General features: G+C 65.9%; 21 protein-coding genes. 7 read left to right on the top strand and 14 right to left on the bottom strand.

Translation table 11 applies throughout. The features are described 5' to 3' along the window. Positions 1–46: 46 nt before the first annotated feature. The 3 genes from nifK to nifH all read right to left on the bottom strand — a co-directional run bounded on the left by nifK (position 47) and on the right by nifH (position 4,195). Complete coding sequence (nifK, locus tag P5703_RS14505) at positions 47–1,618, bottom strand: nitrogenase molybdenum-iron protein subunit beta (RefSeq protein WP_011912506.1); 1,572 nt, start codon at positions 1,616–1,618, stop codon at positions 47–49. A 102-nt stretch (positions 1,619–1,720) separates the two neighbouring features. Beyond that, positions 1,721–3,202: a nitrogenase molybdenum-iron protein alpha chain gene (nifD, locus tag P5703_RS14510; protein ID WP_011912505.1), complete on the bottom strand. Its 1,482-nt coding sequence runs from the start codon at positions 3,200–3,202 to the stop codon at positions 1,721–1,723. A gap of 111 nt (positions 3,203–3,313) precedes the next feature. Beyond that, on the bottom strand, positions 3,314–4,195 hold the full coding sequence (gene nifH / locus P5703_RS14515) for a nitrogenase iron protein (protein WP_003298004.1): 882 nt from the start codon (positions 4,193–4,195) through the stop codon (positions 3,314–3,316). A gap of 416 nt (positions 4,196–4,611) precedes the next feature. On the opposite strand from nifH, the gene P5703_RS14520 reads away from it, so the two are divergent. Together P5703_RS14520 and P5703_RS14525 are read left to right on the top strand one after the other, a co-directional pair. Next, complete coding sequence (locus P5703_RS14520; RefSeq protein ID WP_011912504.1) at positions 4,612–5,463, top strand: SIR2 family protein; 852 nt, start codon at positions 4,612–4,614, stop codon at positions 5,461–5,463. Positions 5,464–5,484: 21 nt separating this feature from the next. Further along, positions 5,485–6,054: a hypothetical protein gene (locus tag P5703_RS14525; RefSeq protein WP_014596162.1), complete on the top strand. Its 570-nt coding sequence runs from the start codon at positions 5,485–5,487 to the stop codon at positions 6,052–6,054. A gap of 355 nt (positions 6,055–6,409) precedes the next feature. Here P5703_RS14525 and P5703_RS14530 read toward each other — a convergent pair whose 3' ends face one another. The 9 genes from P5703_RS14530 to rsxA are packed head-to-tail and all read right to left on the bottom strand — an operon-like array spanning position 6,410 to position 12,991. Beyond that, entirely contained in the window at positions 6,410–6,808 is a 399-nt protein-coding gene (locus tag P5703_RS14530) for a NifB/NifX family molybdenum-iron cluster-binding protein (protein ID WP_014596161.1), read from the bottom strand. Beyond that, positions 6,805–7,536, bottom strand: coding sequence for a dinitrogenase iron-molybdenum cofactor biosynthesis protein (locus P5703_RS14535; RefSeq protein WP_014596160.1), 732 nt, complete (start codon positions 7,534–7,536; stop codon positions 6,805–6,807). Before P5703_RS14535 ends, P5703_RS14530 begins: the two co-directional genes overlap by 4 nt. A 40-nt stretch (positions 7,537–7,576) precedes the next feature. Then, the gene (locus P5703_RS14540; RefSeq protein WP_011912500.1) at positions 7,577–7,837 is read right to left on the bottom strand and encodes an RnfH family protein; all 261 of its coding nucleotides are present in this window, start codon (positions 7,835–7,837) and stop codon (positions 7,577–7,579) included. Between the two features lie 23 nt (positions 7,838–7,860). Beyond that, positions 7,861–8,580 carry an electron transport complex subunit E gene (locus P5703_RS14545; protein ID WP_279641263.1) on the bottom strand — a complete coding sequence of 240 codons (720 nt, stop codon included), beginning with the start codon at positions 8,578–8,580 and terminating at the stop codon, positions 7,861–7,863. Continuing rightward, positions 8,577–9,260, bottom strand: coding sequence for an electron transport complex subunit RsxG (rsxG, locus tag P5703_RS14550; RefSeq protein ID WP_044315784.1), 684 nt, complete (start codon positions 9,258–9,260; stop codon positions 8,577–8,579). Before rsxG ends, P5703_RS14545 begins: the two co-directional genes overlap by 4 nt. Continuing rightward, positions 9,257–10,357: an RnfABCDGE type electron transport complex subunit D gene (locus tag P5703_RS14555; RefSeq protein WP_042921234.1), complete on the bottom strand. Its 1,101-nt coding sequence runs from the start codon at positions 10,355–10,357 to the stop codon at positions 9,257–9,259. Before P5703_RS14555 ends, rsxG begins: the two co-directional genes overlap by 4 nt. Further along, positions 10,354–11,817 (bottom strand): electron transport complex subunit RsxC, encoded by a 1,464-nt coding sequence (gene rsxC, locus P5703_RS14560; protein WP_279641264.1) that lies wholly within the window; start codon positions 11,815–11,817, stop codon positions 10,354–10,356. Before rsxC ends, P5703_RS14555 begins: the two co-directional genes overlap by 4 nt. A gap of 43 nt (positions 11,818–11,860) precedes the next feature. Next, positions 11,861–12,385, bottom strand: coding sequence for an RnfABCDGE type electron transport complex subunit B (locus P5703_RS14565; protein WP_279641265.1), 525 nt, complete (start codon positions 12,383–12,385; stop codon positions 11,861–11,863). A 33-nt stretch (positions 12,386–12,418) separates the two neighbouring features. Continuing rightward, on the bottom strand, positions 12,419–12,991 hold the full coding sequence (gene rsxA, locus P5703_RS14570) for an electron transport complex subunit RsxA (RefSeq protein ID WP_042921239.1): 573 nt from the start codon (positions 12,989–12,991) through the stop codon (positions 12,419–12,421). A 469-nt stretch (positions 12,992–13,460) separates the two neighbouring features. Here rsxA and nifL point away from each other — a divergent pair, with 469 nt between their 5' ends. The 3 genes from nifL to P5703_RS14585 all read left to right on the top strand — a co-directional run bounded on the left by nifL (position 13,461) and on the right by P5703_RS14585 (position 17,399). Next, the gene (gene nifL / locus P5703_RS14575; RefSeq protein ID WP_041755411.1) at positions 13,461–15,011 is read left to right on the top strand and encodes a nitrogen fixation negative regulator NifL; all 1,551 of its coding nucleotides are present in this window, start codon (positions 13,461–13,463) and stop codon (positions 15,009–15,011) included. 14 nt (positions 15,012–15,025) lie between these two features. Continuing rightward, positions 15,026–16,591 carry a nif-specific transcriptional activator NifA gene (gene nifA, locus P5703_RS14580; protein ID WP_042921240.1) on the top strand — a complete coding sequence of 522 codons (1,566 nt, stop codon included), beginning with the start codon at positions 15,026–15,028 and terminating at the stop codon, positions 16,589–16,591. Between the two features lie 100 nt (positions 16,592–16,691). After that, positions 16,692–17,399, top strand: a complete 708-nt coding sequence (locus P5703_RS14585; RefSeq protein WP_011912491.1) for a thiopurine S-methyltransferase — start codon at positions 16,692–16,694, stop codon at positions 17,397–17,399. A 133-nt stretch (positions 17,400–17,532) separates the two neighbouring features. On the opposite strand, the gene P5703_RS14590 is transcribed toward P5703_RS14585, so the two are convergent. Then, positions 17,533–18,744: an MFS transporter gene (locus tag P5703_RS14590; RefSeq protein WP_011912490.1), complete on the bottom strand. Its 1,212-nt coding sequence runs from the start codon at positions 18,742–18,744 to the stop codon at positions 17,533–17,535. Positions 18,745–18,935: 191 nt separating this feature from the next. Here P5703_RS14590 and P5703_RS14595 point away from each other — a divergent pair, with 191 nt between their 5' ends. Beyond that, complete coding sequence (locus P5703_RS14595) at positions 18,936–19,709, top strand: AraC family transcriptional regulator (protein ID WP_020307279.1); 774 nt, start codon at positions 18,936–18,938, stop codon at positions 19,707–19,709. A gap of 106 nt (positions 19,710–19,815) precedes the next feature. On the opposite strand, the gene P5703_RS14600 is transcribed toward P5703_RS14595, so the two are convergent. Next, positions 19,816–20,217: a RidA family protein gene (locus P5703_RS14600; RefSeq protein ID WP_014596151.1), complete on the bottom strand. Its 402-nt coding sequence runs from the start codon at positions 20,215–20,217 to the stop codon at positions 19,816–19,818. Between the two features lie 142 nt (positions 20,218–20,359). Between P5703_RS14600 and P5703_RS14605 the strand changes: the two genes are divergently transcribed. Then, on the top strand, positions 20,360–21,283 hold the full coding sequence (locus P5703_RS14605) for a LysR family transcriptional regulator (protein WP_011912487.1): 924 nt from the start codon (positions 20,360–20,362) through the stop codon (positions 21,281–21,283). Positions 21,284–21,285 lie beyond the last annotated feature (2 nt).

Raw genomic sequence — 21,285 nt, forward strand, 5'->3', positions numbered from 1 at the left:
GTGCGTCGGCCGGCCAGGATGGGGAGGTCGCCCTCCCCGCTCGCGGTCAACGAACCAGGTCGTAGTTGTAGTCGGTGCTCTGCATGCCGCGGGTCTCGTCGTCGAGGCGCTCGAGCACGGCATTGACGAGGGTGGTCAGCATCTGCATGGCGCCTTCGTAGCCCAGGGTGGTCTGGCGATGCAGGTGGTGGCGGTCGAAGATCGGGAAGCCGAGACGGATCAGCGGCACCTCGAATTCCTTGCCCTTGTGCAGCGTGTCGCGCTGGATGAACTTGCCGTAGCTATTGCCGATCATGAAGTCCGGCTTGTCGGTGAACACCAGCGAGCGCATGTGCCAGAGATCCTTGCCGATGTACACGGTGCAGTTCTTGCCGTAGGGCGAGGACTCCAGGATCGCGTCCATGGCCTTCTTCCAGCGCTTGTTGCCGTTGTGGGCGAGGATGTGCACCGGCTCGGCGCCCAGCTCCAGGAGGAACTTGGCCATGCCCATGACGAAGTCCGGATCGCCCCAGAGCGCGAAGCGCTTGCCGTGCAGCCAGGTGTGCGAGTCGGTCATCATGTCGACCAGGCGGCCGCGCTCCTTGGCCAGGCTTTCAGGGATCGGCTGGCCGGTGATCTCGCTGACCTTCATCAGGAACTCGTCGGTCCAGTCCAGGCCCATGGGGATGCTCAGCTTGGGCGTCTCGTGCTTCCAGGTGCCTTCGACGAACTTCTTGGTCTTTTCCAACTGCCAGGGTTGCAGCAGCAGGGTGTTCAGGGCGTTGGGCGCATCCTTGATCTCGTCCTGGGTGGTGCCGCCGGAGTACATGCGGAACTGGCCGTCGGCCGGGGTATCGAGCACTTCTTCCGGGTCGGAGAGCAGGCTGTAGCCGACGTCCATTTCCTTGAGCATGCGCTTGATCACGCGGAAGTTGCCCAGGTAGGTCTCGAAGCCGGGAACGACGTTGATCTTGTGGTTGCTACCGACCACCTTGTCGTCCATGTGATTGAGGGTGAAGTAGCGGGCGATGCCCTCGAACATGTTGTCCCAGCCGGTGACGTGGCTGCCGACGAAGCTCGGGGTGTGGGCATAGGGGACCGGGTAGTCCTCGGGGATGAAGCCCTCCTTCTTCGAGTTGTTGATGAAGGCGTTGAGGTCGTCGCCGATGACCTCGGCCATGCAGGTGGTGGACACGGCGATCATGTCCGGCTTGTAGGTGGCCTTGCAGTTGGCCAGGCCGTCCTTCATGTTCTGCTGGCCGCCGAACACCGCCGCATCTTCAGTCATGGAGTCCGACACGCAGGAGATGGGTTCCTTGAAATGCCGGTTGAAGTAGGTACGGAAGTAGGCGACGCAACCCTGCGAGCCATGCACGTAGGGCATGGTCTTCTCAAAGCCCAGGGCGCAGAGCACCGAGCCCAGCGGCTGGCAGGCCTTGGCCGGGTTCACGGTCAGGGCTTCGCGCTGGAAGTTGAGCTCCTGGTATTCCTGGGTGGTGGTCCACTGGAAGACTTCGTCGATCTTGTCCTGCGGATGCTTCTCCTCGAAGGCATCGCGCTTCTTGGCAAGCATGTCCTTGTAGTCTTCGTCGCGGAACAGCGGATAGCTGGGTTTGATGTTATCGACTTGCTGGCTCATGACTCTCTCCTTCGCCTCACTCATCTGTGAACGGCGATCACGGATGTCGGCAGCGACCGGCCTGCGCCGGCCGCCGCGGACGTTGCGTACGACTGCGGACCATCAGGCGCTGGCGGCGACCTTCTCGGCCGATTCCTCGGCCTTCTGCCAGGGCGCCTGCAGCTTCTTCCAGCACGGGTTGTTCAGGGTCATGTCCATGTCACGGGCGAAGATGGCGAAGCCGTCAAAGCCGTGGTACGGGCCGGAATAATCCCAGGAGTGCATCTGGCGGAACGGAATGCCCATCTTCTGGAAGATGTATTTTTCCTTGATGCCGGAGCCGATCAGGTCGGGCTTGATGCGCTTGACGAACTCCTCGAACTCGTAGCCGGTGACGTCGTCGTAGAGCAGCGTGGCGTTGCCCATTTCCTTGAGGGTGCGGTCGTAGTCGTCGTTGTGGCCGAACTCGTAGCCGGTGCCGACCACTTCCATGCCCAGGTCCTCGTAGGCGCCGATCACGTGGCGCGGACGCAGGCCGCCGACGTAGAGCATCACGCGCTTGCCTTCCAGGCGCGGGCGATACTTGGCGATCACCGCCTCCCACTCCGACTGGTACTTGGCGATCACTTGCTCGCACTTGGCCTTGATGCTGTCGTCGAAATGCTCGGCGATGGCCCGCAGCGACTCGGCGGTCTTGGTTGGGCCGAAGAAGTTGTACTCCATCCACGGAATGCCGTACTTCTCTTCCATGTGCCGCGAGATGTAGTTCATCGAGCGGTAGCAGTGCACCAGGTTGAGCTTGACCTTGGGCGTCAGTTCCATCTCGGAAATCGTGCCGTCGCCGGACCACTGCGCGACCACGCGCAGGCCCATTTCCTCGAGCAGGATGCGCGAGGACCAGGCATCGCCGCCGATGTTGTAGTCACCGATGATGGAAACGTCGTAGGGCGTGGTCTCGAAGCTGGTGTCATCGTCGCGCTTGTCCAGCACCCAGTCGCGGATGGCGTCGTTGGCTATGTGGTGGCCGAGGGACTGCGACACCCCGCGGAAACCTTCGCAGCGCACCGGTACCACGGTGGTTTCGTGCTCGGCGGCCTTCTTCTTGGCGACCGCCTCAATGTCGTCGCCGATCAGGCCGATGGGGCATTCGGACTGCACGGAGATGCCCTTGTTCAGCGGGAACAGCGTCTCGATCTCGTCGATCAGCTTGGCCAGCTTCTTGTCGCCGCCGAAGACGATGTCCTTCTCCTGGAAATCCGAGGTGAAGTTCATGGTCACAAAGGCGTTCACCCCGGTGGTACCGATGTAGTAGTTGCGCCGCCCGGCGCGCGAGTACTGGCCACAGCCCACCGGCCCGTGGGAAATGTGGATCATGTCCTTGATCGGCCCCCAGACCACACCCTTCGAGCCGGCGTAGGCGCAGCCCCGGATGGTCATCAGACCCGGCTGGGATTTCTTGTTGGAAGTGATGCATTTCTTCGATTGCTCAAGCGCCGGGTCGTTGGGCGACAAGTGCTTGGCGCGGTCCTTGCGGGCCTTCTCCGGATAGACTTCCAGGACTTCCTGGATGAGGGATTCCACCTCTTCGCGGGACATACCGGTCATGATTGACCTCCTCTTGCGTTCATGTGCGGGTCACGGGCGCACCGCACCGTGCCAGGCACGGTGCGACACCCCGGCAGGGCCCATCCGCCCTGCCCCGTTCTGCTGAAGCGATCAGGCAACGACTTCCTCGGCGGCGGTCTTGCCGACGATGGTCATGTCTTCCTCGTCCATGATCCCGAACTCCATAAGCAAGGCTTCCAGCTCGTCCATGCTGATCGGGGTGGGGATGACCAGTTTCTTGTTCTCGACGATCTTCTTCGCCAGGGTCCGGTATTCGTCGGCCTGCTTGGCGGCGGGGTCGTACTCGATGACGGTCATGCGGCGGATTTCGGCGCGCTGCACGACGTTGTCGCGCGGGACGAAGTGGATCATCTGCGAGCCCAGCTTGTCGGCCAGGGCCATGATCAGCTCGTCCTCGCGGTCGGTGTTGCGGCTGTTGCAGATCAGCCCGCCGAGCCGCACGCTGCCGGAGTTGGCGTACTTCACGATGCCCTTGCAGATGTTGTTGGCGGCATACATCGCCATCATCTCGCCGGAGCAGACCACGTAGATCTCCTGGGCCTTGTTCTCGCGGATGGGCATGGCGAAGCCGCCACAGACCACGTCGCCGAGCACGTCGTAGAAGACGAAGTCCAGGTCATCCTCGTAGGCGCCTTCCTCTTCGAGGAAGTTGATCGCGGTGATCACGCCGCGACCGGCGCAGCCCACGCCCGGCTCCGGACCGCCCGACTCGACGCACTTGATGTCGCCGTAGCCGGTCTTGAGCACGTCCTCGAGTTCCAGGTCTTCCACGGTACCGGCCTCGGCGGCCATTTCCATGATGGTGTTCTGCGCCTTGGAGTGCAGGATCAGGCGAGTGGAGTCGGCCTTGGGGTCGCAGCCGACGATCATGACCTTCTTGCCGAGTTCGGCCAGGGCCGCCACGAGGTTCTGGGTCGTGGTGGATTTGCCGATTCCACCCTTCCCGTAAATAGCGCATTGACGCATTGCCATAATTAAGTTCCTCAGGTTTCGTTACCACTTGACGTGGGCTATAGGCACGAACAAGCCTGCGCAACAGGGCAATAGCAGCCTTTGTGCCAGCGTTTCTAAAATAATCTAAGCACTTGTTTTAATTAGAATAATTTAATTACTAGCAACATCCTTCGGCGGTTCGATAGTTAACAACCGACAGGCCTGACTGTTGCAATGGCGACAAAAAGATCGGCCGGGCCAAGCGCCGGTTTTCCACACTTTCGGCAACTGTTGCGAACATGACAATTGTCGCGTTCGATACTTTCGAAAACACCTGAACGGCAACTATCGCCGCATTCAAAGCCCCATATATCAAGGGGTTGCATGCACGCTCCCGGCTGGCTCGGTTATTGCGATCGGCTATCGGTAAATCCACTGGCCGCAGGAGATTTGCCGTGAACGATCCTTTGCAGGAAATCGCCGACCGCCTCGCCGCCCATGAACTGGTGCCCTATCTGGGCCCCGGTGTGCTGGGCGGCGTGGTCGACCGCGACACAGGTCAGCCGATGCCGGCCGACAATGAAAGCCTGATCCTCGCCATGAACGGCGGGCAGCCGATGGCGCCGCGGCTGATGTACGAATTCCCGCGTGCCGCCATGCACCTGGAGAACAAGAAGGGCCGCAGCTTCATCGAGCGCTTCCTGACTCAGACCTACGGCGGCGACAACTGGACGCCCGCGCCGCTGCACCGCTGGCTGGCCGGGCTGAACCTGCCCTACGTCATCGATTGCAATCGCGACACCCAGCTGCAGCGCTGCTATGCCGACCGTCCGCATACCCTGGTGGTCGGCGCCGCGCGCATCGCCGCCAGCCCCTACCGCTTCGACATCTATCGCTTCGACGCAGGCCGCTACCAGCGCATCGACCAGAGCGAGGTCAATCCCGCGCTACCGGTGCTGTTCAAGCCGCTGGGCACGCCGCTGCCGAGCCCTTCCTACGTCGCCAGCGACGCCGACTTCGTCGACTACATCACCGAACTGATGGGCGGTTTCGCCATTCCCGGCTGGCTCAAGCTGCAGCGCAAGGAATGCCGCTACCTGTTCCTCGGCATGCAGTTCAACCGCGACACCGAGCGCATGCTGATGAGCGACCTGATCCACGATGCAGCCGCGCCCGCCGGCTGGGCGCTGATCCCCTCGCCCAGCGCAAAGGACCGCAGGGTCTGCCTGCGCAAGCAACTGGAACTGGTCGAGACCGATTGGCACGACCTGCTTGGCCTGACCCAGGGCGCCCCACAAGTCGCCTGACCATTTTTTCCACGAGAGACCATGACCATGCTGTTGAAAACCTACGAAACGCAAAACCTGCTGTGCAACGTCAGCGTCAATGGCGCGACCACGACGCCGGACACCTACGCCTTCCGCGGCGACCTGGTGCTCGAAGAAGGCGAGATCGCCGACGCCTCCGGCCGCCGCCTGCCGCCGACCGCCGTGGTCAAGCAGGCGGTCATGCTCGAGCAGCAGGGGAAACTGGCGATGATGGCCGGCGCCCTGATCGAACTGGCCCACCTGCCGCTGTTCCTCGAACGCTATCGCCGCGACCTGGCCGACGGCGCACCGGTGATCTTCTACGTGGAGAACCTCGGCCAGTCGCTGTACACCGAGCTCGACGGCATGACCCTGCAGCTGCAGGCGCACGAGGAAGGCGCGGTGTGGAACACCCTGGCCGACGACCTGCGCCTGGACAAGGAAGACTTCAAGGGCCAGAGCGCCGAGGACAAGGTACTCACCGTCTACGCCGCGCTGCGCGACTACCGGCCGAAGCTGGAGACGCTGAGCTACGAGGCCGCCCTTGGCTGCACCGTCGCCCATCGTCGCGAGGCGCGCGGGCCGATCTGAACCACCCAGGGGCGTATTGGGCTTGGCCAGCATGGGGCTCGATTCCACCCTAGGTTGCCCTGGGCTCGCAGAGCCCGGGCGCAGCCCGGGTCACGTGCAACGGTTTGACATCCCCATATTGGCGATGAGCCACTCCCCTGCGCTCCCAGGGGAGTTTTTTTGCCTATCGCCCCGGTGCCGTAGGTTGGGTTGAGCGAAGCGAAGCCCAACATCGCGGATCATCAGGCGCCACATCCGCCCATGGTGTTCTCACGAACAATGCCGGTTGCACGGGCTTGAGCCCGCACGACGTTGGGCTTCGCCGCTGCGCGGCTCGACCCAGCCTGGGGTTGCCATCCGTCCCATCCCCGCACGCTCAGGGATGCCGGTGCCCCTCGCCGCCGCAGCCCGGCTCCTCGTGGGGCAAGCCTGGTGGCAAGCTGCCAGCGAGCCAGGCCTGCACGGCACACGACGGATCGTTTTCGGCGGTGGTCAGCAAGGTCACGCCGCGCTCGCCCAAGCGGCGCAGCACGCCGTCGCCGGCGCTGGCGGCGATGGCCACGTCCACCGCGTGCAGCGGATGACGTTCGGGCTGGGCGCTGACATGCCATTCGTGCAGGCATGCCTGGTCGTCCAGCACCAGGCGGTAGACCGGCTCCGGCGCCTCGCCGGGCCAGATGTCGTACACCTGCCAGTGGTGTGCCCGGCCGGCATGCCCGGCGACTTTGCCGTGGCGGTCGATGGCCACAGCGACCAGCCTGCGCGCGTCGCTCATGCGCAGGCCGCCTCGTCGTCAGAGCGCTCGAAGCGCACCCGCTGCTCGGCCCGCACGCCCAGCAGCTTGGCCAGCCACGGCGGCGGATTGCCAGCCATGACGCCTTGAAGATCGGCGAGAATCTGCCGCGCCTCGCCACCGGCCTTCTTGATCGGATAGATCCCGGACTTGACCACCTTGGCCGCCGCCGGGCCGCCGATGGAAACCACGTAGAGCACCTGGCAGTCGCCGATCAGCTCGGCGCGTGCGCCATTGCGGTCCTCGGCGAACTCGGTATCCAGCGCCGAGCGCACGTCCACCAGCGTCAGGCTGTCGACGCCGACCTGGTAGACCAGGAAGCGCAGGCACGAGCCGAAGTGGCCGTCCAGCCGTTCGCCGTTGTTGGAGGCCACAGCCACCCGGATCGAACCTTCCGGCACGACGTCCAAGCCCACCGCCTGCGGCAGGTCCTTGCCGACACCCTCGCCCCAGAGGATGCGCACCGCTTCCTTCAGCGCCGGCAGGCCGATGCCGATGTCTTCGCCGTCTTCCTCGCCGTCGGCGCTGGCGAAGGCGGTCTTCAGGTCGGTGACGGTCACGCGCTGTAGGCTCTCCTCGTCCAGTTCGCCTTCGATCCGCTGGTGCAGGATATCCAGCAACCGGCCGACGCCCACCTCGGGCAATGCCCGGGCGGCCAGTGCGATGCGTAATGCGGTTTCACGGTTCATGCTCGGGGGCTGGCTGTTCATCGGTCGCTCCTCTCTCGGCTATGGTCATCCGCGGCGGCTGTCAGTCGTCGTCATCGTCGTCTTCATCCAGCACGCGCGTGATGCGTTGGTAGATCTCCACCCGATCGCCCTCCTTCAGCGGGCTGTCGAGTTTGACGAACTTGCCGTAGACCCCGACCTTTTGCTTGCTCAGGTCGATGTCCGGGCAGTAGCGCAGCACCCCGGAGTGCTCGATCGCCTCGGCCACGCTGGAGCCTTCCGCCACCCGGCAATCGAACAGCAGGGGCTGCCGGGGTGCGGCGTATACAACGGAAATCTTCATGGTGCGCTCGCTCCTCGGTCGGCTCACTGCAACACGATCAGTTCGCCGTGGGTCCTGACCCGCCGCTCGGCGCGGCGGCGATCGATCACCCGCTTGAACGCCAGCACGAAGCCCAGAACAATGAACGCCCCGGGCGGCAGGATCGCCAGCAGAATGCCCTGAAAGTCAGGAAAGACGGTGATTTCCAGCCAATGGAAGTGCTCACCGAGCAGCAGCGAGGCCTGGGCGAACAACGTGCCGCTGCCGAGGATCTCGCGTATCCCGCCGATCACCACCAGTACCCAGGTGAAGCCGATGCCCATGCCGGCGCCGTCGAGGATCGAGGGCAGCACCGGGTTGCGGCTGCAGAACGATTCGGCACGGCCGAGTACCGCGCAGTTGGTCACGATCAAGGCGATGAACAGCCCCAGCACCTTGTACAGTTCGTGCATCCAGGCATTGATCGCCATGTCGATGAGGGTCACCACGCCGGCGATGATGCCGATCATCAGCGGGTTGCGCACCGCCGGCGAAATGCTGTGGCGCAGCGCGGAAATGATCGCATTGGTGATCATCAGCACCAGGGTGGTGGCCAGGCCCATGCCCAGGCCGTTGGTAGCGGTGGTGGTCACCGCCAGCGCCGGGCACAACGCGAGCATCTGCACCAGGGCGACGTTGTAGTCCCACAGCGCCGAGCTGAAGTAGTTGAACAGCCCCTTGGGCTTGGGCGCCGTGACATCCGCTGATCCGCATTGGCTGCTCATGGCCGAGTCTCCTGGTTGGACTGGGCGGTGGACTGGCGGGCCTGGAACTCGAGCGCCCGGAGCACGCCCTTGACGATGGCCCGCGGGGTGATGGTGGCGCCGGCGAACTGGTCGAACTGGCCACCGTCCTTCTTCACCGCCCACTGATCCAGCGGTGTGCTGGCCAGCGACAGGCCGTCGAAGCCCTTGATCCAGTCGCTGCGGGCGACTTCGATCTTGTCCGCCAGGCCAGGGGTTTCCTTGTGGCTGAGCACCCGCACGCCGAGGATGCGGCCTTCGCTATCGAGGGCGATGAGCTGGACGATCGGGCCGCCGTAGCCGATGGTGCTGACCTGGAAGGCCGTCGCCGTCAGTTGCCCTTCGCGCCGCGCCGGATATACCTCGAGCATGCCGAGTTCGGCGTCCTCGATCCGATAGGCGTCGGCCAGCGGGTTGTTGTCGTAGAGCGACTGCGGCAGGACCTGGCGCAGCACGGCCAGGCGGTCCTGCAGCTCGGCATCGGCGATCCGCTGCCGGGTCAGCTGGTTGCCGAGCAGCAGCGCCAGGGCCACCAGGGCGCAGACCAGCCCCAGCGACAACGCCTGGTAGGCGACCCGCTCGCGCCACGCTTCGAGCAGGCCGGGCCGGGTGATCCTTTGTTCGCCGGCCTCTGCGGGCGGCGTCTGGCTCAGCTCGTTCATACCTTGTCGACCTCCTTCACCTGGCTGGTCCACTTCGCTGCCACCAGGGGCTTGCCACGACCGTTACGGCCATAGGCGCGCGGCCGGCAGAGGCGGTCGATCAGCGGTACCAGGGCATTCATGAACAGCACCGCGAACGCCACCGCCTCGGGGAAGCTGCCCCAGCTGCGAATGACGAAGATCAGCCCGCCGCAGGCAGCACCGAAGATCAGCCGTCCGCTGCGGCTGATCGGCGAGGTCACCGGGTCGGTGGCGATGAACAGCGCCCCCAGCAGCAACCCGCCGGAGGTCAGGTGGAACAGGCCGCCGCCATGCACCTGCGGGTTGATCTGCTGCGCCAGCGCTGCCAGCGCCGCCACCACCAGCAGCATGCTCAGCGGGATTTCCCAGTGGATGATGCGCAGCGCCAGCAGCCAGAACCCGCCGAGCAGGATCAACAGCTCCGAGGTCTCGCCGAGGCTACCGCCGCTGTAGCCGAGAAAGGCCGGCAACAGGGAAAAATGCTCGGCGAGAATCTGCGGTGCACCGTGGCCCAGGGTCAGCTCGGTCTGCAGATGGCCCAACGCCGTGGCGCCGCTCAGGCCATCGGCCAGCGTCCCGCCGGCGAAGGTGATGCGCAGGCCTTCCAGCCAGCCGGGCGCGCCCGGCGTGCCCAGCGGCAAGGGCAAGGCCCAGGTGGTCATCTGCAGCGGAAAAGCGATCAGCAGCGCCACTCGCGCCAGCATCGCCGGGTTGAAGACGTTCTGCCCGACGCCGCCATACAGTTGCTTGCCGATGCCGATGGCGAAGATACTGCCCGCCACGGCGATCCACCAGGGAGCCCAGGGCGGCAACGTCAGCGCCAGCAGCCAGCCGGTGAGCAGCGCGCTGCCGTCCAGCAGGCGGCGTAGCGGCCGGTCGAGCAGGTACAGGCAGACGGCCTCGCAGGCCACGGCGCTGATGCAGGTCAGCAGCCACAGGTAGATCGCCGGCCAGCCGAACAGGTACAGCCCCCAGGCCGTCGCCGGCAGCAGGGCCAGGCAAACGTGCAGCATGATGCGGTCGACCGAGGAGCGATCATGGGCGAACGGCCCCGCCGCGATGCCTTGCGCGCTCATGGCGACACCTCGCTGGCGGCCGGGGCCGGCGTCTTGCGTTTCTTCGCGGCCTTGGCCGCCGCCCTGGCCGCTTCCTCTTCGGCCAGGCGCGCCGCGCGCGCCTCGCTGAGCCGCTTGATGTAGTCGTTCTTGCGCGCCGCGCTGCGGCGTTCGTCCTGCTGGCCGACGGCGTACTGGAAGTACTGCACCAGCGGAATGTGCGAGGGGCAGACATAGGAACAGCAGCCACAAAGGATGCAGTCGCGCAGGCCGTATTCGCTGGCGCCGTCGAAATCGTCGACACGGGTACGCGCAGCCATCTCCAGCGGCGCCAGGCCCATCGGGCAGGCGTCGACGCAGCGCGAGCAGCGAATGCACGGCGCGCTGTCGCTACGCGGCACTTCGTGGCGGTCGAGCGCCAGCAGCCCGGTAGCGCCCTTGATCACCGGCACCGCCGTCGACGGCAGCAGCATGCCCATCATCGGCCCGCCGAGCAGCAGTTGCTGCGGCTCGCGCAGCAACCCGCCGCAGGTATCGAACAGCGCCTGCACCGGGGTGCCGATCAGGGTCTCGAGGTTGCGCGGATTGCTCACGCAACCACCGGCCACCGTCACCACCCGCGAGATCAACGGCCGTCCGTGGCGCAGCGCCTGCTGGATCGCATACACCGTGCCGGCGTTGTGCACCAGCACGCCGACGTCGGTGCTGCGTCCGCCGGCCGGCACCTCGCGGCCAGTGACCTGGCGGATCAGTTGCTTGGCCGAGCCCATCGGGTAGAGCGCCGGCACCGCCACCACCTCGATGGCGCCATAGGGCTCGCTCGCCGCGCGCATGGCCGCCAGCGCTGCCGGCTTATTGTCCTCGATGGCGATGACGATGCTGTAGGCGCGCAGGATGTGCTGGATCAGCCGTGCGCCGTCTACCACCGCCTCGGCGCGCTCGCGCATCAGCCGGTCGTCGCAGCTCAGGTACGGCTCGCATTCGCTGCCGTTGACCAGCACGGTCTTGATCTCGTGCCGGGTACCTTGCTTGAGCTTCACCGCCGCCGGGAAGATCGCCCCGCCGAGCCCCACCACGCCGGCATCGGCGACGCGCTGGGCCAGCCGTTGCGGGTCCTCGGCGAAGGGATCGGTCGGCACGTCGAGGTCGATCCAGCGCTCGTCGCCATCGCATTCGAGGACGATGCCGTTGACCTTGAGCCCGGACGGATGCGGTGCATCGATCGCCCCGATCGAGACAATGCGCCCGGAGCTCGGCGCATGGATCGGCGCCGACAGCTCGGTCGGCGAACCGGCCAGCAGTTGCCCCTTGAGCACCCGCTCGCCTTCCTTCACCAGGGACAGCGCCTCGGCCCCGGCATGCTGGCGCAACGGCAGGTAGAGGCGCGGCGGCAGCGGCTGCACGGCGATGCCCAGGGCGGCCGAGCGGTCCTTGTGGGCGGCGGGATGGATGCCGCCGCGAAAATGCGCGAGGTTGAACATTGTCGACTCCCGGGGTCTGTCGCCCCCTACTCATCAGGCGTAATCAGGCGGCCCGGGGCTTGGCCCAGCGCCAGTGGTCCAGCGTCGGCTCCTGGGGCGCCAGGGCGATGCAGTCTTCCGGGCAGGCCTCCAGGCACTTGCTGCAGCCGGTGCAGGCATTGCTCAGCACGCAATGGATCTGTCCATTGGCGCCGACGATGGCGTCGGTCGGGCAGGCGCGAAAGCAGCGCGTGCAGCCGGTGCACTCGGCCGCATCGATGCGTGCCAGCATGGGCGCGGCGAGCGCGCTGGCATCCAGCGGCACACCCAGCAGTTCGGCCAGGCGCTCGGCCAGCGCGGCGCCGCCGGGTGGGCAACAGGTGACCGCGGCGCTGCCCTCGACCAGGGCGCTGGCCGCCGCGCTGCAACCCGGATAGCCGCACTGCCCACACTGGCTGCCCGGCATCAGCGCCTCGATTTCCTTGATCAGCGGGTTCTCCTCCGAGACCGCCAGATAGCGCGCCGCCAATCCGAGGCCGCCACCCAGCAACAGGCCCATCAGTGCGAGAACCAGAATCGCGCCCAGCATTGCTCCTCCTCGCCAGCCTAGCCGGCAGTGCATTCAGATCAGGCCGGCGAAGCCCATGAAGGCCATCGCCAGCAAACCGGCGGTGACGAAAGCGATCGGCGCACCGGCGAAGGCCGCCGGCACGCTGGCCATGGCCAGCCGCTCGCGCAGGCCGGCGAAGATCACCATGACCAGGGTGAAGCCCAGCGCCGAGCCCAGGCCGAACAGCCCCGCCTCGGCCAGCCCGTGGCCTTCGCGCACGCTGATCAGCGGCACGCCCAGCACGGCGCAGTTGGTGGTGATCAAGGGCAGGTAGATACCCAGCGAACGGTGCAACGGCGGGCTGACCTTGCGGATGATCATCTCGATCAACTGCACCATGCCGGCGATCACCAGGATGTAGGACAGGATGCGCAGGAAGCCGATGCCCAGCGGCAGCAGCACGTAGTGTTCGAGCAACCAGCTGCTGATGCCGCCCAGGGTCATCACCAGGGTCGTCGCCAGGCCCATGCCCAGCGAGGGGTCGAGCTTGCCGGACACCCCCATGAACGGACACAGGCCGAGGAAGTAGACCAGCACCACGTTGTTGACCAGCACGGTGCCGATCAGGAACAGCGCATATTCCATGAGCCCTCTCCGCTGTATGGCGTTGCACCGTTGTCGGGCAACGCGATGTCGCGAAGGGGTTTTGCATCAAGCATGCCACGCCCCGCCGGGCGTCCCGGAGCGCCCCGAGAGCCCGGGATTCGTTGATGCAGATCAACGAATCCCGTGATAGCGCAACCCCTGGCGACGCTGGCGCGACGGACTTTGTGGGGTTTGCGACAGGCCGGGAGAAGTGCGCGCGCCTCCCTGTGGGTTTTGCAACAGCCCAGCGGCACCTGTCGGGGCAGAAATCCATCTGCACAGCGTATTTACGGCTCCGCAGGGCTGTCGGCAAGGAATGTGACCGACGGCACGCGGTTTGCAAAACCCTAAGGGGTCTGTTGCCGTTTCATTCGCAGCTCGCGAACGGCAACAGCCCCCTAACCGTATGGCTTTGCAACGGATACCGGCGCACAGACGTCGGCTTCGCCGCATCGATGAGGACATGCACATGACCCAGGCCACCCCCGAGCGCGACGCGGGGCAACCCGCTGCGTCCGATGGATTGGCGCCCGAAGTGTTCCAGCAAGCCGTGGAGCACGCGCCGATCGCCATTTCCATCACCGATCTGAAGGCCAACATCCTCTATGCCAACCGCGCCTTCAGCGCCATCACCGGCTACGACAGCAGCGAGGTGATCGGCAAGAACGAATCGGTGCTGTCCAACGGCACCACCCCGCGGCTGGTCTACCAGGCGCTCTGGAGCCGCCTGGCGCAGAAAAAGGCCTGGTCCGGCATGCTGGTCAACCGGCGCAAGGACGACAGCTGCTACCTCGCCGAGCTGACCGTGGCGCCGGTGCTCGACGAGCACGAGCGGACCATCCATTACCTGGGCATGCACCGCGACAGCAGCGACCAGCACAAGCTCGAACAGCGCGTCAGCAACCAGCGGCTGATCATCGAGGCGGTGGTCGACAGCGCACCGGCGGCCATCGTGGTGCTCGATCACGCCCTGCGCATCCGCCTGTCCAACCCCAGCTTCAACCGCCTGGCCGCGGAACTCGGCGACCAGGCCACGCCCGCGCAACTGGTGAGCCTGCTGCAGGACAACCTCGGCGGCGCCATCGAGGCGCTGAAGGCGCATGGCCAGGCCTTCACCGGCAAGGAAGTCACCTTCGACCTCGGCGGCCACACACCGCGCTGGCTGTCCTGCCATGGCCGCGCCATCCTCATCGAAGGCGAACGCGCCGACGACTTCTTCGACCCGGGCGAGGAAAACTACCTGCTGCTGACGGTCAACGACATCACCGGGCTGCGCCAGCAACAGCAGGCCTCCCAGCTCAACGCCCTGAAGGTGCTGATGGCCGAGGAAGAGCTGCTCGACGGCATGCGCGAAACCTTCAACGGCGCCATCCACCGCCTGCAGGGCCCGGTCAACCTGATCAGTGCGGCGCTGCGCATGCTCGAACGACGCCTGGGCGACAGCGCCGAGGGCGATCCGGTGCTCAGCGCCATGCGCGAAGCCAGCCAGGCTGGCATGGATGCGCTGGAAAGCCTCAGCGGCTCGATTCCGCAGCGCCGGGCCGGCGGCTGCGTGCCGGTCAACATCAACCAGCTGATCCGCGAAGTGGTCAGCCTGATGACCGACCAGTTGCTCGCCCAGGGCATCGTCGTCGACTGGCAGCCGGCGCTGCGCCTACCCTGGGTGATGGGCGCCGAAGGCCGGCTGCGCAGCATGATCAAGCAGCTGCTGGAAAACGCCATCGAGGCCATGAGCCAGAACCAGGACAACCCGCGCACGCTGTCGATCGTCACCCGTGTCCAGGGCCAGCGGGTGGTGCGCCTGGAGATCGCCGACAGCGGCCCGGGCATCGCGCCGGAGCTGGCGCTCAAGGTATTCGAACCCTTCTTCAGCACCAAGCCGCCGCACAAGACCGGTCGCGGCATGGGCCTGGCCATGGTGCAGGAAACCGTCACCGAGCATGCCGGCACGGTGCATATCGATAGCGGCTACGACCAGGGCTGCAGGATCGTCGTCGAACTGCCCTTCTCGGCCAGCTGACAGGGGAAGCTCGCATGAACGCCACATTCGCCGAACGCCCCAGCGCGCCAACCCGCAACGAACTGCTGGATGCCCAACTGCAGGCGCTGGCGCAGATCGCCCGCATCCTTAACCGCGGCCGGCCCATCGAGGAACTGCTGGCCGAGATCCTCGCCGTGCTGCACGAAGACCTCGGCCTGCTGCACGGGCTGGTCTCCATCTGCAACCCGAAGGACGGCAGCCTGCAGGTGGGCGCCGTGCACAGCGACTCCGAAACCGTGGTACGGGCCTGCGAAAGCACCCGCTACCGCATCGGCGAAGGCGTGTTCGGCAACATCCTCAAGCATGGCAACAGCGTGGTGCTCGGGCGTATCGACGCCGAACCGCGCTTTCTCGACCGACTGGCGCTGTACGACATGGACCTGCCCTTCATCGCCGTGCCGATCAAGGCCGTCGACGGCACCACCATCGGCGTGCTGGCTGCCCAGCCCGACCGCCGCGCCGACGAGCTGATGCCCGAACGCACCCGTTTGATGGAAATCGTCGCCCGCCTACTGGCGCAGACCGTGCGCCTGGTGGTGAACCTCGAGGACGGCCAGGAAGTGGTCGACGAGCGCGACGAGCTACGCCGCGAAGTCCGCGCCAAGTACGGCTTCGAGAACATGGTGGTGGGCCACACCGCCTCCATGCGCCGGGTTTTCGACCAGGTTCGACGGGTCGCCAAGTGGAACAGCACCGTGCTGATCCTCGGCGAATCCGGCACCGGCAAGGAGCTGATCGCCAGCGCCATCCACTACAACTCACCGCGCGCTCACCAGCCGCTGGTACGCCTGAACTGCGCCGCGCTACCGGAAACCCTGCTCGAATCGGAACTGTTCGGTCACGAGAAAGGCGCCTTCACCGGCGCCGTGAAGCAGCGCAAGGGACGTTTCGAACAGGCCGACGGCGGCACCCTGTTCCTCGACGAGATCGGCGAGATCTCGCCGATGTTCCAGGCCAAGCTGCTGCGCGTGCTGCAGGAAGGCGAGCTGGAGCGCGTCGGCGGCACCCAGACGGTGAAGGTCAACGTGCGCATCGTCGCCGCCACCAACCGCGACCTGGAGCACGAGGTGGAGCAAGGCAAGTTCCGCGAAGACCTCTACTACCGCCTCAACGTCATGGCCATCCGCGTCCCGCCGCTGCGCGAGCGCAGCGCCGACATCCCGGAACTGGCCGAATTCCTCCTCGACAAGATCGCCCGCCAGCAGGGTCGCAAACTCAAGCTGACCGACAGCGCCCTGCGTCTGCTGATGAGCCACCGCTGGCCGGGCAACGTGCGCGAACTGGAAAACTGCCTGGAACGCTCGGCCATCATGAGCGAGGATGGCACCATCAGCCGCGACGTGGTCTCCCTCACCGGCCTCGACCACGACGCCACGCCGCTGGCGCCGGTCCCCGAAGTCGACCTCGCCGACGACAGCCTCGACGACCGCGAGCGCGTCATCGCCGCGCTGGAACAGGCCGGCTGGGTCCAGGCCAAGGCCGCCCGCCTGCTCGGCATGACGCCCCGGCAGATCGCCTACCGAGTGCAGACGCTGAACATTCATATGCGCAAGATCTGAACGACCCGCCCGACTCCCGGGTCGGGCGGCGCAGCGTTCCCCATGCATGGCGCTTCCCGCGAAGCCTTGTGCCCACTACGCATCACTAGCAGGGCACGCCATGACCGACCACGACAACCAGCGCTGGCTGCAACTCTGGCGCGAGCGCCGCACCGATTTCCACCAGCACGGTGTCAACCTGCTGCTCAGCCGCTTCTGGCCCGCGTTCGCCCCGGCCACGCCCAGCCGCGTGTTCGTCCCGTTGTGCGGCAAGAGCCTGGACATGCTCTGGCTGGCCGAACAGGGCCACGACGTGATCGGCGTCGAACTGAGCCCTCTGGCGATCGAGGCCTTCTTCAGGGAAAACCACCTGCCCCCCAGCAAGCGCCGGCAGGGCCGCTTCACTCTGTGGAGACATGGCCGCATCGGCATTCTCTGCGGCGACTACTTCGCCCTGAGCGAAGCCGACCTGGGGCCGGTCGACAGCGTCTACGACCGGGCCGCCCTCACTGCCCTGCCGCCCATCCTGCGCAGCCGTTACGTGGCGCAGTTACGGCGGATCGTGCCCGATACCGCCAGGGTCTTCCTGCTGACCCTGGAAGATGCGGAGGCAGACGCCACCCTGCAGCAGGCCCTGGGCGTGGACGAAGAACTGGCGGCGCTGTACACGGCCGGCTTCGAGATCGCCCTGGCCCATGTGGAAAGCCTGTTCGAGCCGGACCCGCAAAACGGCGCGCCGCGCCGGGTGGAACACAAGGTGTACCAGCTTACCGGGAAAAGGCCGGCGAGCCCGGAAGCGGACGGTCGAGCGGCGGAAACCGAAGACTGAAGCGAGCGGAATCGCGCGCGATCCGCCGGCGCGACACCAGCGTGCCTAGGTGCGCCCCGTGTTCAACCGGAATAAATGGGACGCTCCGCTTCAGCCCACCCGGCATAACCATCGCCGTCCCTGACGCAACGCGTCAGGAGCGTCGGGTGGAAGGCAGCAGGATCGTCAGGATGCCGAGCAGCGGCAGGTAGGAGCACAGCCGGTACACGTACTCGATGCCGTGGATATCCGCCAGGTGACCGAGCAGCGCGGCACCGATACCGCCAAAACCGAACATCAGGCCGAAGAAGACACCGGCGATCATGCCGACGTTGCCCGGCACCAGTTCCTGGGCGAAGACCACGATGGCGGAGAACGCGGAAGCGAGAATGAAGCCGATGACCATGCTCAGGATGCCGGTCCAGAACAGATCGACGTAGGGCAGCGCCAGCGTGAAAGGCGCTACGCCGAGGATGGAAAACCAGATCACCTTCTTGCGGCCGATCCTGTCGCCGACCGGGCCGCCGAAGAAGGTGCCCGCCGCGACGGCACCGAGGAACAGGAAAAGGTAAAGCTGGGAATTGGCCACCGACAGGCCGAACCTCTCGATCAGGTAGAAGGTGAAGTAGCTGGTGAAACTGGCCATGTAGAAATACTTGGAGAACACCAGCAGCGCCAGCACCACCAGCGCGAGCCGCACCCGCCCCCTGGAAAGGCCATGGGTCGCCTGGCCGCCCTGCTTGAGCCGGAACAGATTCAGGTGGTTGCGATACCAGCGGCTCAGTCCGTAGAGCACCCCGATCGCGAACACCGCGAACAGGCTGAACCAGGCGACGCTGCCCTGCCCGTACGGAATGACGATGGCCGCCGCCAGTAGCGGGCCGAAGGCGCTGCCGGCGTTGCCGCCGACCTGGAAGGTCGACTGCGCGAGGCCATAGCGACCACCCGAGGCGAGGCGCGCGACGCGCGAGGCTTCCGGATGGAAGGTCGAGGAGCCGATCCCCACCAGGGCCGAGGCCATGAGGATGGACGCGAAGGAGCCGACGAAGGCCAGCATGAGGATGCCGACCAGGGTGCAGACCATGCCGGCGGGCAGCAGCCACGGCTTGGGATGGCGGTCGGTGTGGTAGCCGACCCAGGGCTGCAGCAACGACGCGGTGAGCTGGAACGTCAGCGTGATCAGGCCCACCTGGGTGAAGGTCAGGCCGTAGTTGGCCTTGAGCACGGGATAGATAGACGGGAGCACCGCCTGGATCAGGTCATTGATCAGGTGCGCCAGGGCGCAGGCGCCGATCACACGCATGACCAGCGGACTGGCCTGGCTGGCGACCGAGGCGGTCGCCGCTGTAGTGGTACTGCTGGACATCGCAAGTCATCCGGACAGGAAAAAGAGGAACGCAAGGTCATCCGGCACGCAGCTGAACGTCGCCGACACGATCGGGCGCGGGAAAAGCCGCTGGCCCAAGAGCATTTCCCGAGCGCTGGCGGCTATCCTAGATATCCATGAAATTGCCTGTCTCGCTCGATATGGGCAGACACTCTCGCGAAAAGGGAATCATGTTCAGGCCCTTGGAAAAATTGCTGGCCGAAGTGGACGAAGAGCCCTGCACGGTCATCAGCAGCGCGACCGATTACCCGGAGGGATGGTTCATCGAACCGCACTCCCACGCCAAGCATCAGCTGATCTACGCCATCGAAGGCGTGATGGTGGTGCACACCGCATCGAGCCAGTGGACCGTGCCGCCCAGCCGGGGCATCTGGATGCCCTGCGGGCAGGTCCACTCGATTCGCTGCGTGGGCTCGCTGAAGATGCGCAGCGTCTTCGTGCGCACCGACGCGGTTCCGCACCTGCCGCACGAGACCCGGGCCGTGAGCATTTCCGCGCTGCTGAGCGAGCTGATCAAGAGCTCCATCGGCATCAGGGCGCCCTACGCCCCCGACTCGCGCGAGGCCAGGATCATGCGCCTGATCCTCGACGAGCTCAGCCTCCTGCCGGCCTTGCCCCTGCAACTGCCGCAGCCGGCCGATCGACGGATCGGCACGATCTGCTCGACCTTGCAGAACGATCCGGGCGACGGCTCGACGCTGGCGGACTGGAGCGAGCGGCTGAACCTCGATGAAAAGACCATCCAGCGGCTGTTCCGCAAGGAAACCGGCATGACCTTCGGCCGCTGGCGCCAGCAGGCCCGGCTGCTCCTGGCACTGGAACGCATCGCCGTGGGGGAGCGGATCATCGACGTCGCGGGCGCCCTGGGCTACGACAGCCCGAGTGCGTTCGCCACCATGTTCAAGAAACAGTTCGGCACGACGCCGAGCCAGTTCTTCAGATGAGGTACCGCCCGGGGACTTGCAGGAGCCAGCTTGCTGGCGATCCGCCGCACGCCGCTGATCGCCGGCAAGGACTCGGCGTCCCCGGGCTCCCATGGGGTCACCACGCTTACCCTGCCTCCGGCAACCTCGCGATCACCTTGACCTCGAACTGGAAACCATAGAGCCAGGTCACGCCCACGGCGGTCACCGTCGGGTGTGGCGCCTCGCCCCAATACTCGGACAACACCACCTTCCAGGCCCGCTCGAAGATCGCCTCGGGGTCGACCATGAAGAGGGTCACGTCGACCACATCGTCGAACGTGCAGCCCGCTTCTTTCAGGATCGCGTTCAGGTTGTCGAAGGCGCGCCGGACCTGCGCCTCCAGTTGCGGCTCGGGCGAGCCGTCCTCGCGGCTGCCGACCTGCCCGGAAACGAACAGGAAACCGTTGGAACGGATCGCCGGCGAATAACGATTGAGCTCGTAGAGCGCCTGGCGCCCGGCTGGGAAAACGACGTCACGCTTGGCCATGAGAGTTCCTCCATCGATGGGCCGTACCGGCCGTGATTGACCATGGAGGGGACTGTAGGCCGGCCCAGCGCCTGGATAAACTCGCAAGCCCAGCCAACACTGTTTGCAGATTCCAAACAATCGACGGGCAACAGGAGCAACGATGGACCGTTTCGATGCGATGCAGGCCTTCGCCCGCGTGGTGGAAACCGGCAGTTTCACCAAGGCGGCCGAGACCCTGCACATGAGCAAGACCAGCGTCACGCAGCTGGTGCAGCAACTGGAGGCGCGGCTGCGTGTCCGCCTGCTCAATCGCACCACGCGCAAGGTTAACGTCACCGCCGACGGTGCCGCCTACTACGAGCGCGTGGTGCGCCTGCTGGCCGACATGGACGATGCCGAGACCAGCCTGTCCGGCGCCTCGACCTTGCCCCGGGGGCGCTTGCGGGTGGACGTGCCCAGCCCGCTGGCGCGCATGATCCTGGTGCCGGCGCTACCGGCCTTCCACGCACGCTACCCCGATATCCAGCTCGACATGGGCGTGAGCGATCGTCGGGTCGACCTGATCGACGAGAACGTCGACTGCGTGGTGCGCGGCGGCGACATCACCGACCAGTCGCTGGTGGCCCGCCGCGTCGGCGACCTGCGCCTCGGCGTCTACGCCGCGCCGGGCTACCTGGAACGCGCCGGCACGCCCCGGCACCCACGCGAGCTGGAAAACACCCACCACCGCATCGTCGGCTTCCTCTGGGCGCGCGCCGGCAAGGTCTTTCCCTACGCCATGCACGGCAACGGCGAACGCGTCGAGGTGCTCGGCCAGTACGTGCTCGCGGTCGACGACGGCAACGCCTACCTCGCCGCCGGCCTGGCCGGCCTCGGCATCCTCTGGCTGCCGGACTACATGGCCAAGGAGCATCTGGCGCGCGGCGAACTGGTGCTCCTGTTCGAACACTGGCAACTCGAGCCGATGCCCCTGTACGTGGCATTCCCGCCGAACCGGCACGTCAGCGCCAAGCTGCGGGTGTTCATCGATTGGGTCGCCGAACTCATGGCGCAACATGCGCCCATCATCGACCGGCGGCCGTGAGC

The sequence above is a fragment of the Stutzerimonas sp. FeSN7 genome (genome assembly GCF_030263795.1).
GTDB classification, from domain to species: Bacteria; Pseudomonadota; Gammaproteobacteria; order Pseudomonadales; family Pseudomonadaceae; genus Stutzerimonas; species Stutzerimonas stutzeri.

Bases quoted from the DNA above. Each gene is read 5' to 3' on its own strand.
- nifK (WP_011912506.1), bottom strand. From the start codon at position 1,618: ATGAGCCAGCAAGTCGATAACATCAAACCCAGCTATCCGCTGTTCCGC.
- nifD (WP_011912505.1), bottom strand. From the start codon at position 3,202: ATGACCGGTATGTCCCGCGAAGAGGTGGAATCCCTCATCCAGGAAGTC.
- nifH (WP_003298004.1), bottom strand. From the start codon at position 4,195: ATGGCAATGCGTCAATGCGCTATTTACGGGAAGGGTGGAATCGGCAAA.
- P5703_RS14525 (WP_014596162.1), top strand. From the start codon at position 5,485: ATGACCATGCTGTTGAAAACCTACGAAACGCAAAACCTGCTGTGCAAC.
- P5703_RS14530 (WP_014596161.1), bottom strand. From the start codon at position 6,808: ATGAGCGACGCGCGCAGGCTGGTCGCTGTGGCCATCGACCGCCACGGC.
- P5703_RS14535 (WP_014596160.1), bottom strand. From the start codon at position 7,536: ATGAACAGCCAGCCCCCGAGCATGAACCGTGAAACCGCATTACGCATC.
- P5703_RS14540 (WP_011912500.1), bottom strand. From the start codon at position 7,837: ATGAAGATTTCCGTTGTATACGCCGCACCCCGGCAGCCCCTGCTGTTC.
- P5703_RS14545 (WP_279641263.1), bottom strand. From the start codon at position 8,580: ATGAGCAGCCAATGCGGATCAGCGGATGTCACGGCGCCCAAGCCCAAG.
- rsxG (WP_044315784.1), bottom strand. From the start codon at position 9,260: ATGAACGAGCTGAGCCAGACGCCGCCCGCAGAGGCCGGCGAACAAAGG.
- P5703_RS14555 (WP_042921234.1), bottom strand. From the start codon at position 10,357: ATGAGCGCGCAAGGCATCGCGGCGGGGCCGTTCGCCCATGATCGCTCC.
- rsxC (WP_279641264.1), bottom strand. From the start codon at position 11,817: ATGTTCAACCTCGCGCATTTTCGCGGCGGCATCCATCCCGCCGCCCAC.
- P5703_RS14565 (WP_279641265.1), bottom strand. From the start codon at position 12,385: ATGCTGGGCGCGATTCTGGTTCTCGCACTGATGGGCCTGTTGCTGGGT.
- rsxA (WP_042921239.1), bottom strand. From the start codon at position 12,991: ATGGAATATGCGCTGTTCCTGATCGGCACCGTGCTGGTCAACAACGTG.
- nifL (WP_041755411.1), top strand. From the start codon at position 13,461: ATGACCCAGGCCACCCCCGAGCGCGACGCGGGGCAACCCGCTGCGTCC.
- nifA (WP_042921240.1), top strand. From the start codon at position 15,026: ATGAACGCCACATTCGCCGAACGCCCCAGCGCGCCAACCCGCAACGAA.
- P5703_RS14585 (WP_011912491.1), top strand. From the start codon at position 16,692: ATGACCGACCACGACAACCAGCGCTGGCTGCAACTCTGGCGCGAGCGC.
- P5703_RS14590 (WP_011912490.1), bottom strand. From the start codon at position 18,744: ATGTCCAGCAGTACCACTACAGCGGCGACCGCCTCGGTCGCCAGCCAG.
- P5703_RS14595 (WP_020307279.1), top strand. From the start codon at position 18,936: ATGTTCAGGCCCTTGGAAAAATTGCTGGCCGAAGTGGACGAAGAGCCC.
- P5703_RS14600 (WP_014596151.1), bottom strand. From the start codon at position 20,217: ATGGCCAAGCGTGACGTCGTTTTCCCAGCCGGGCGCCAGGCGCTCTAC.
- P5703_RS14605 (WP_011912487.1), top strand. From the start codon at position 20,360: ATGGACCGTTTCGATGCGATGCAGGCCTTCGCCCGCGTGGTGGAAACC.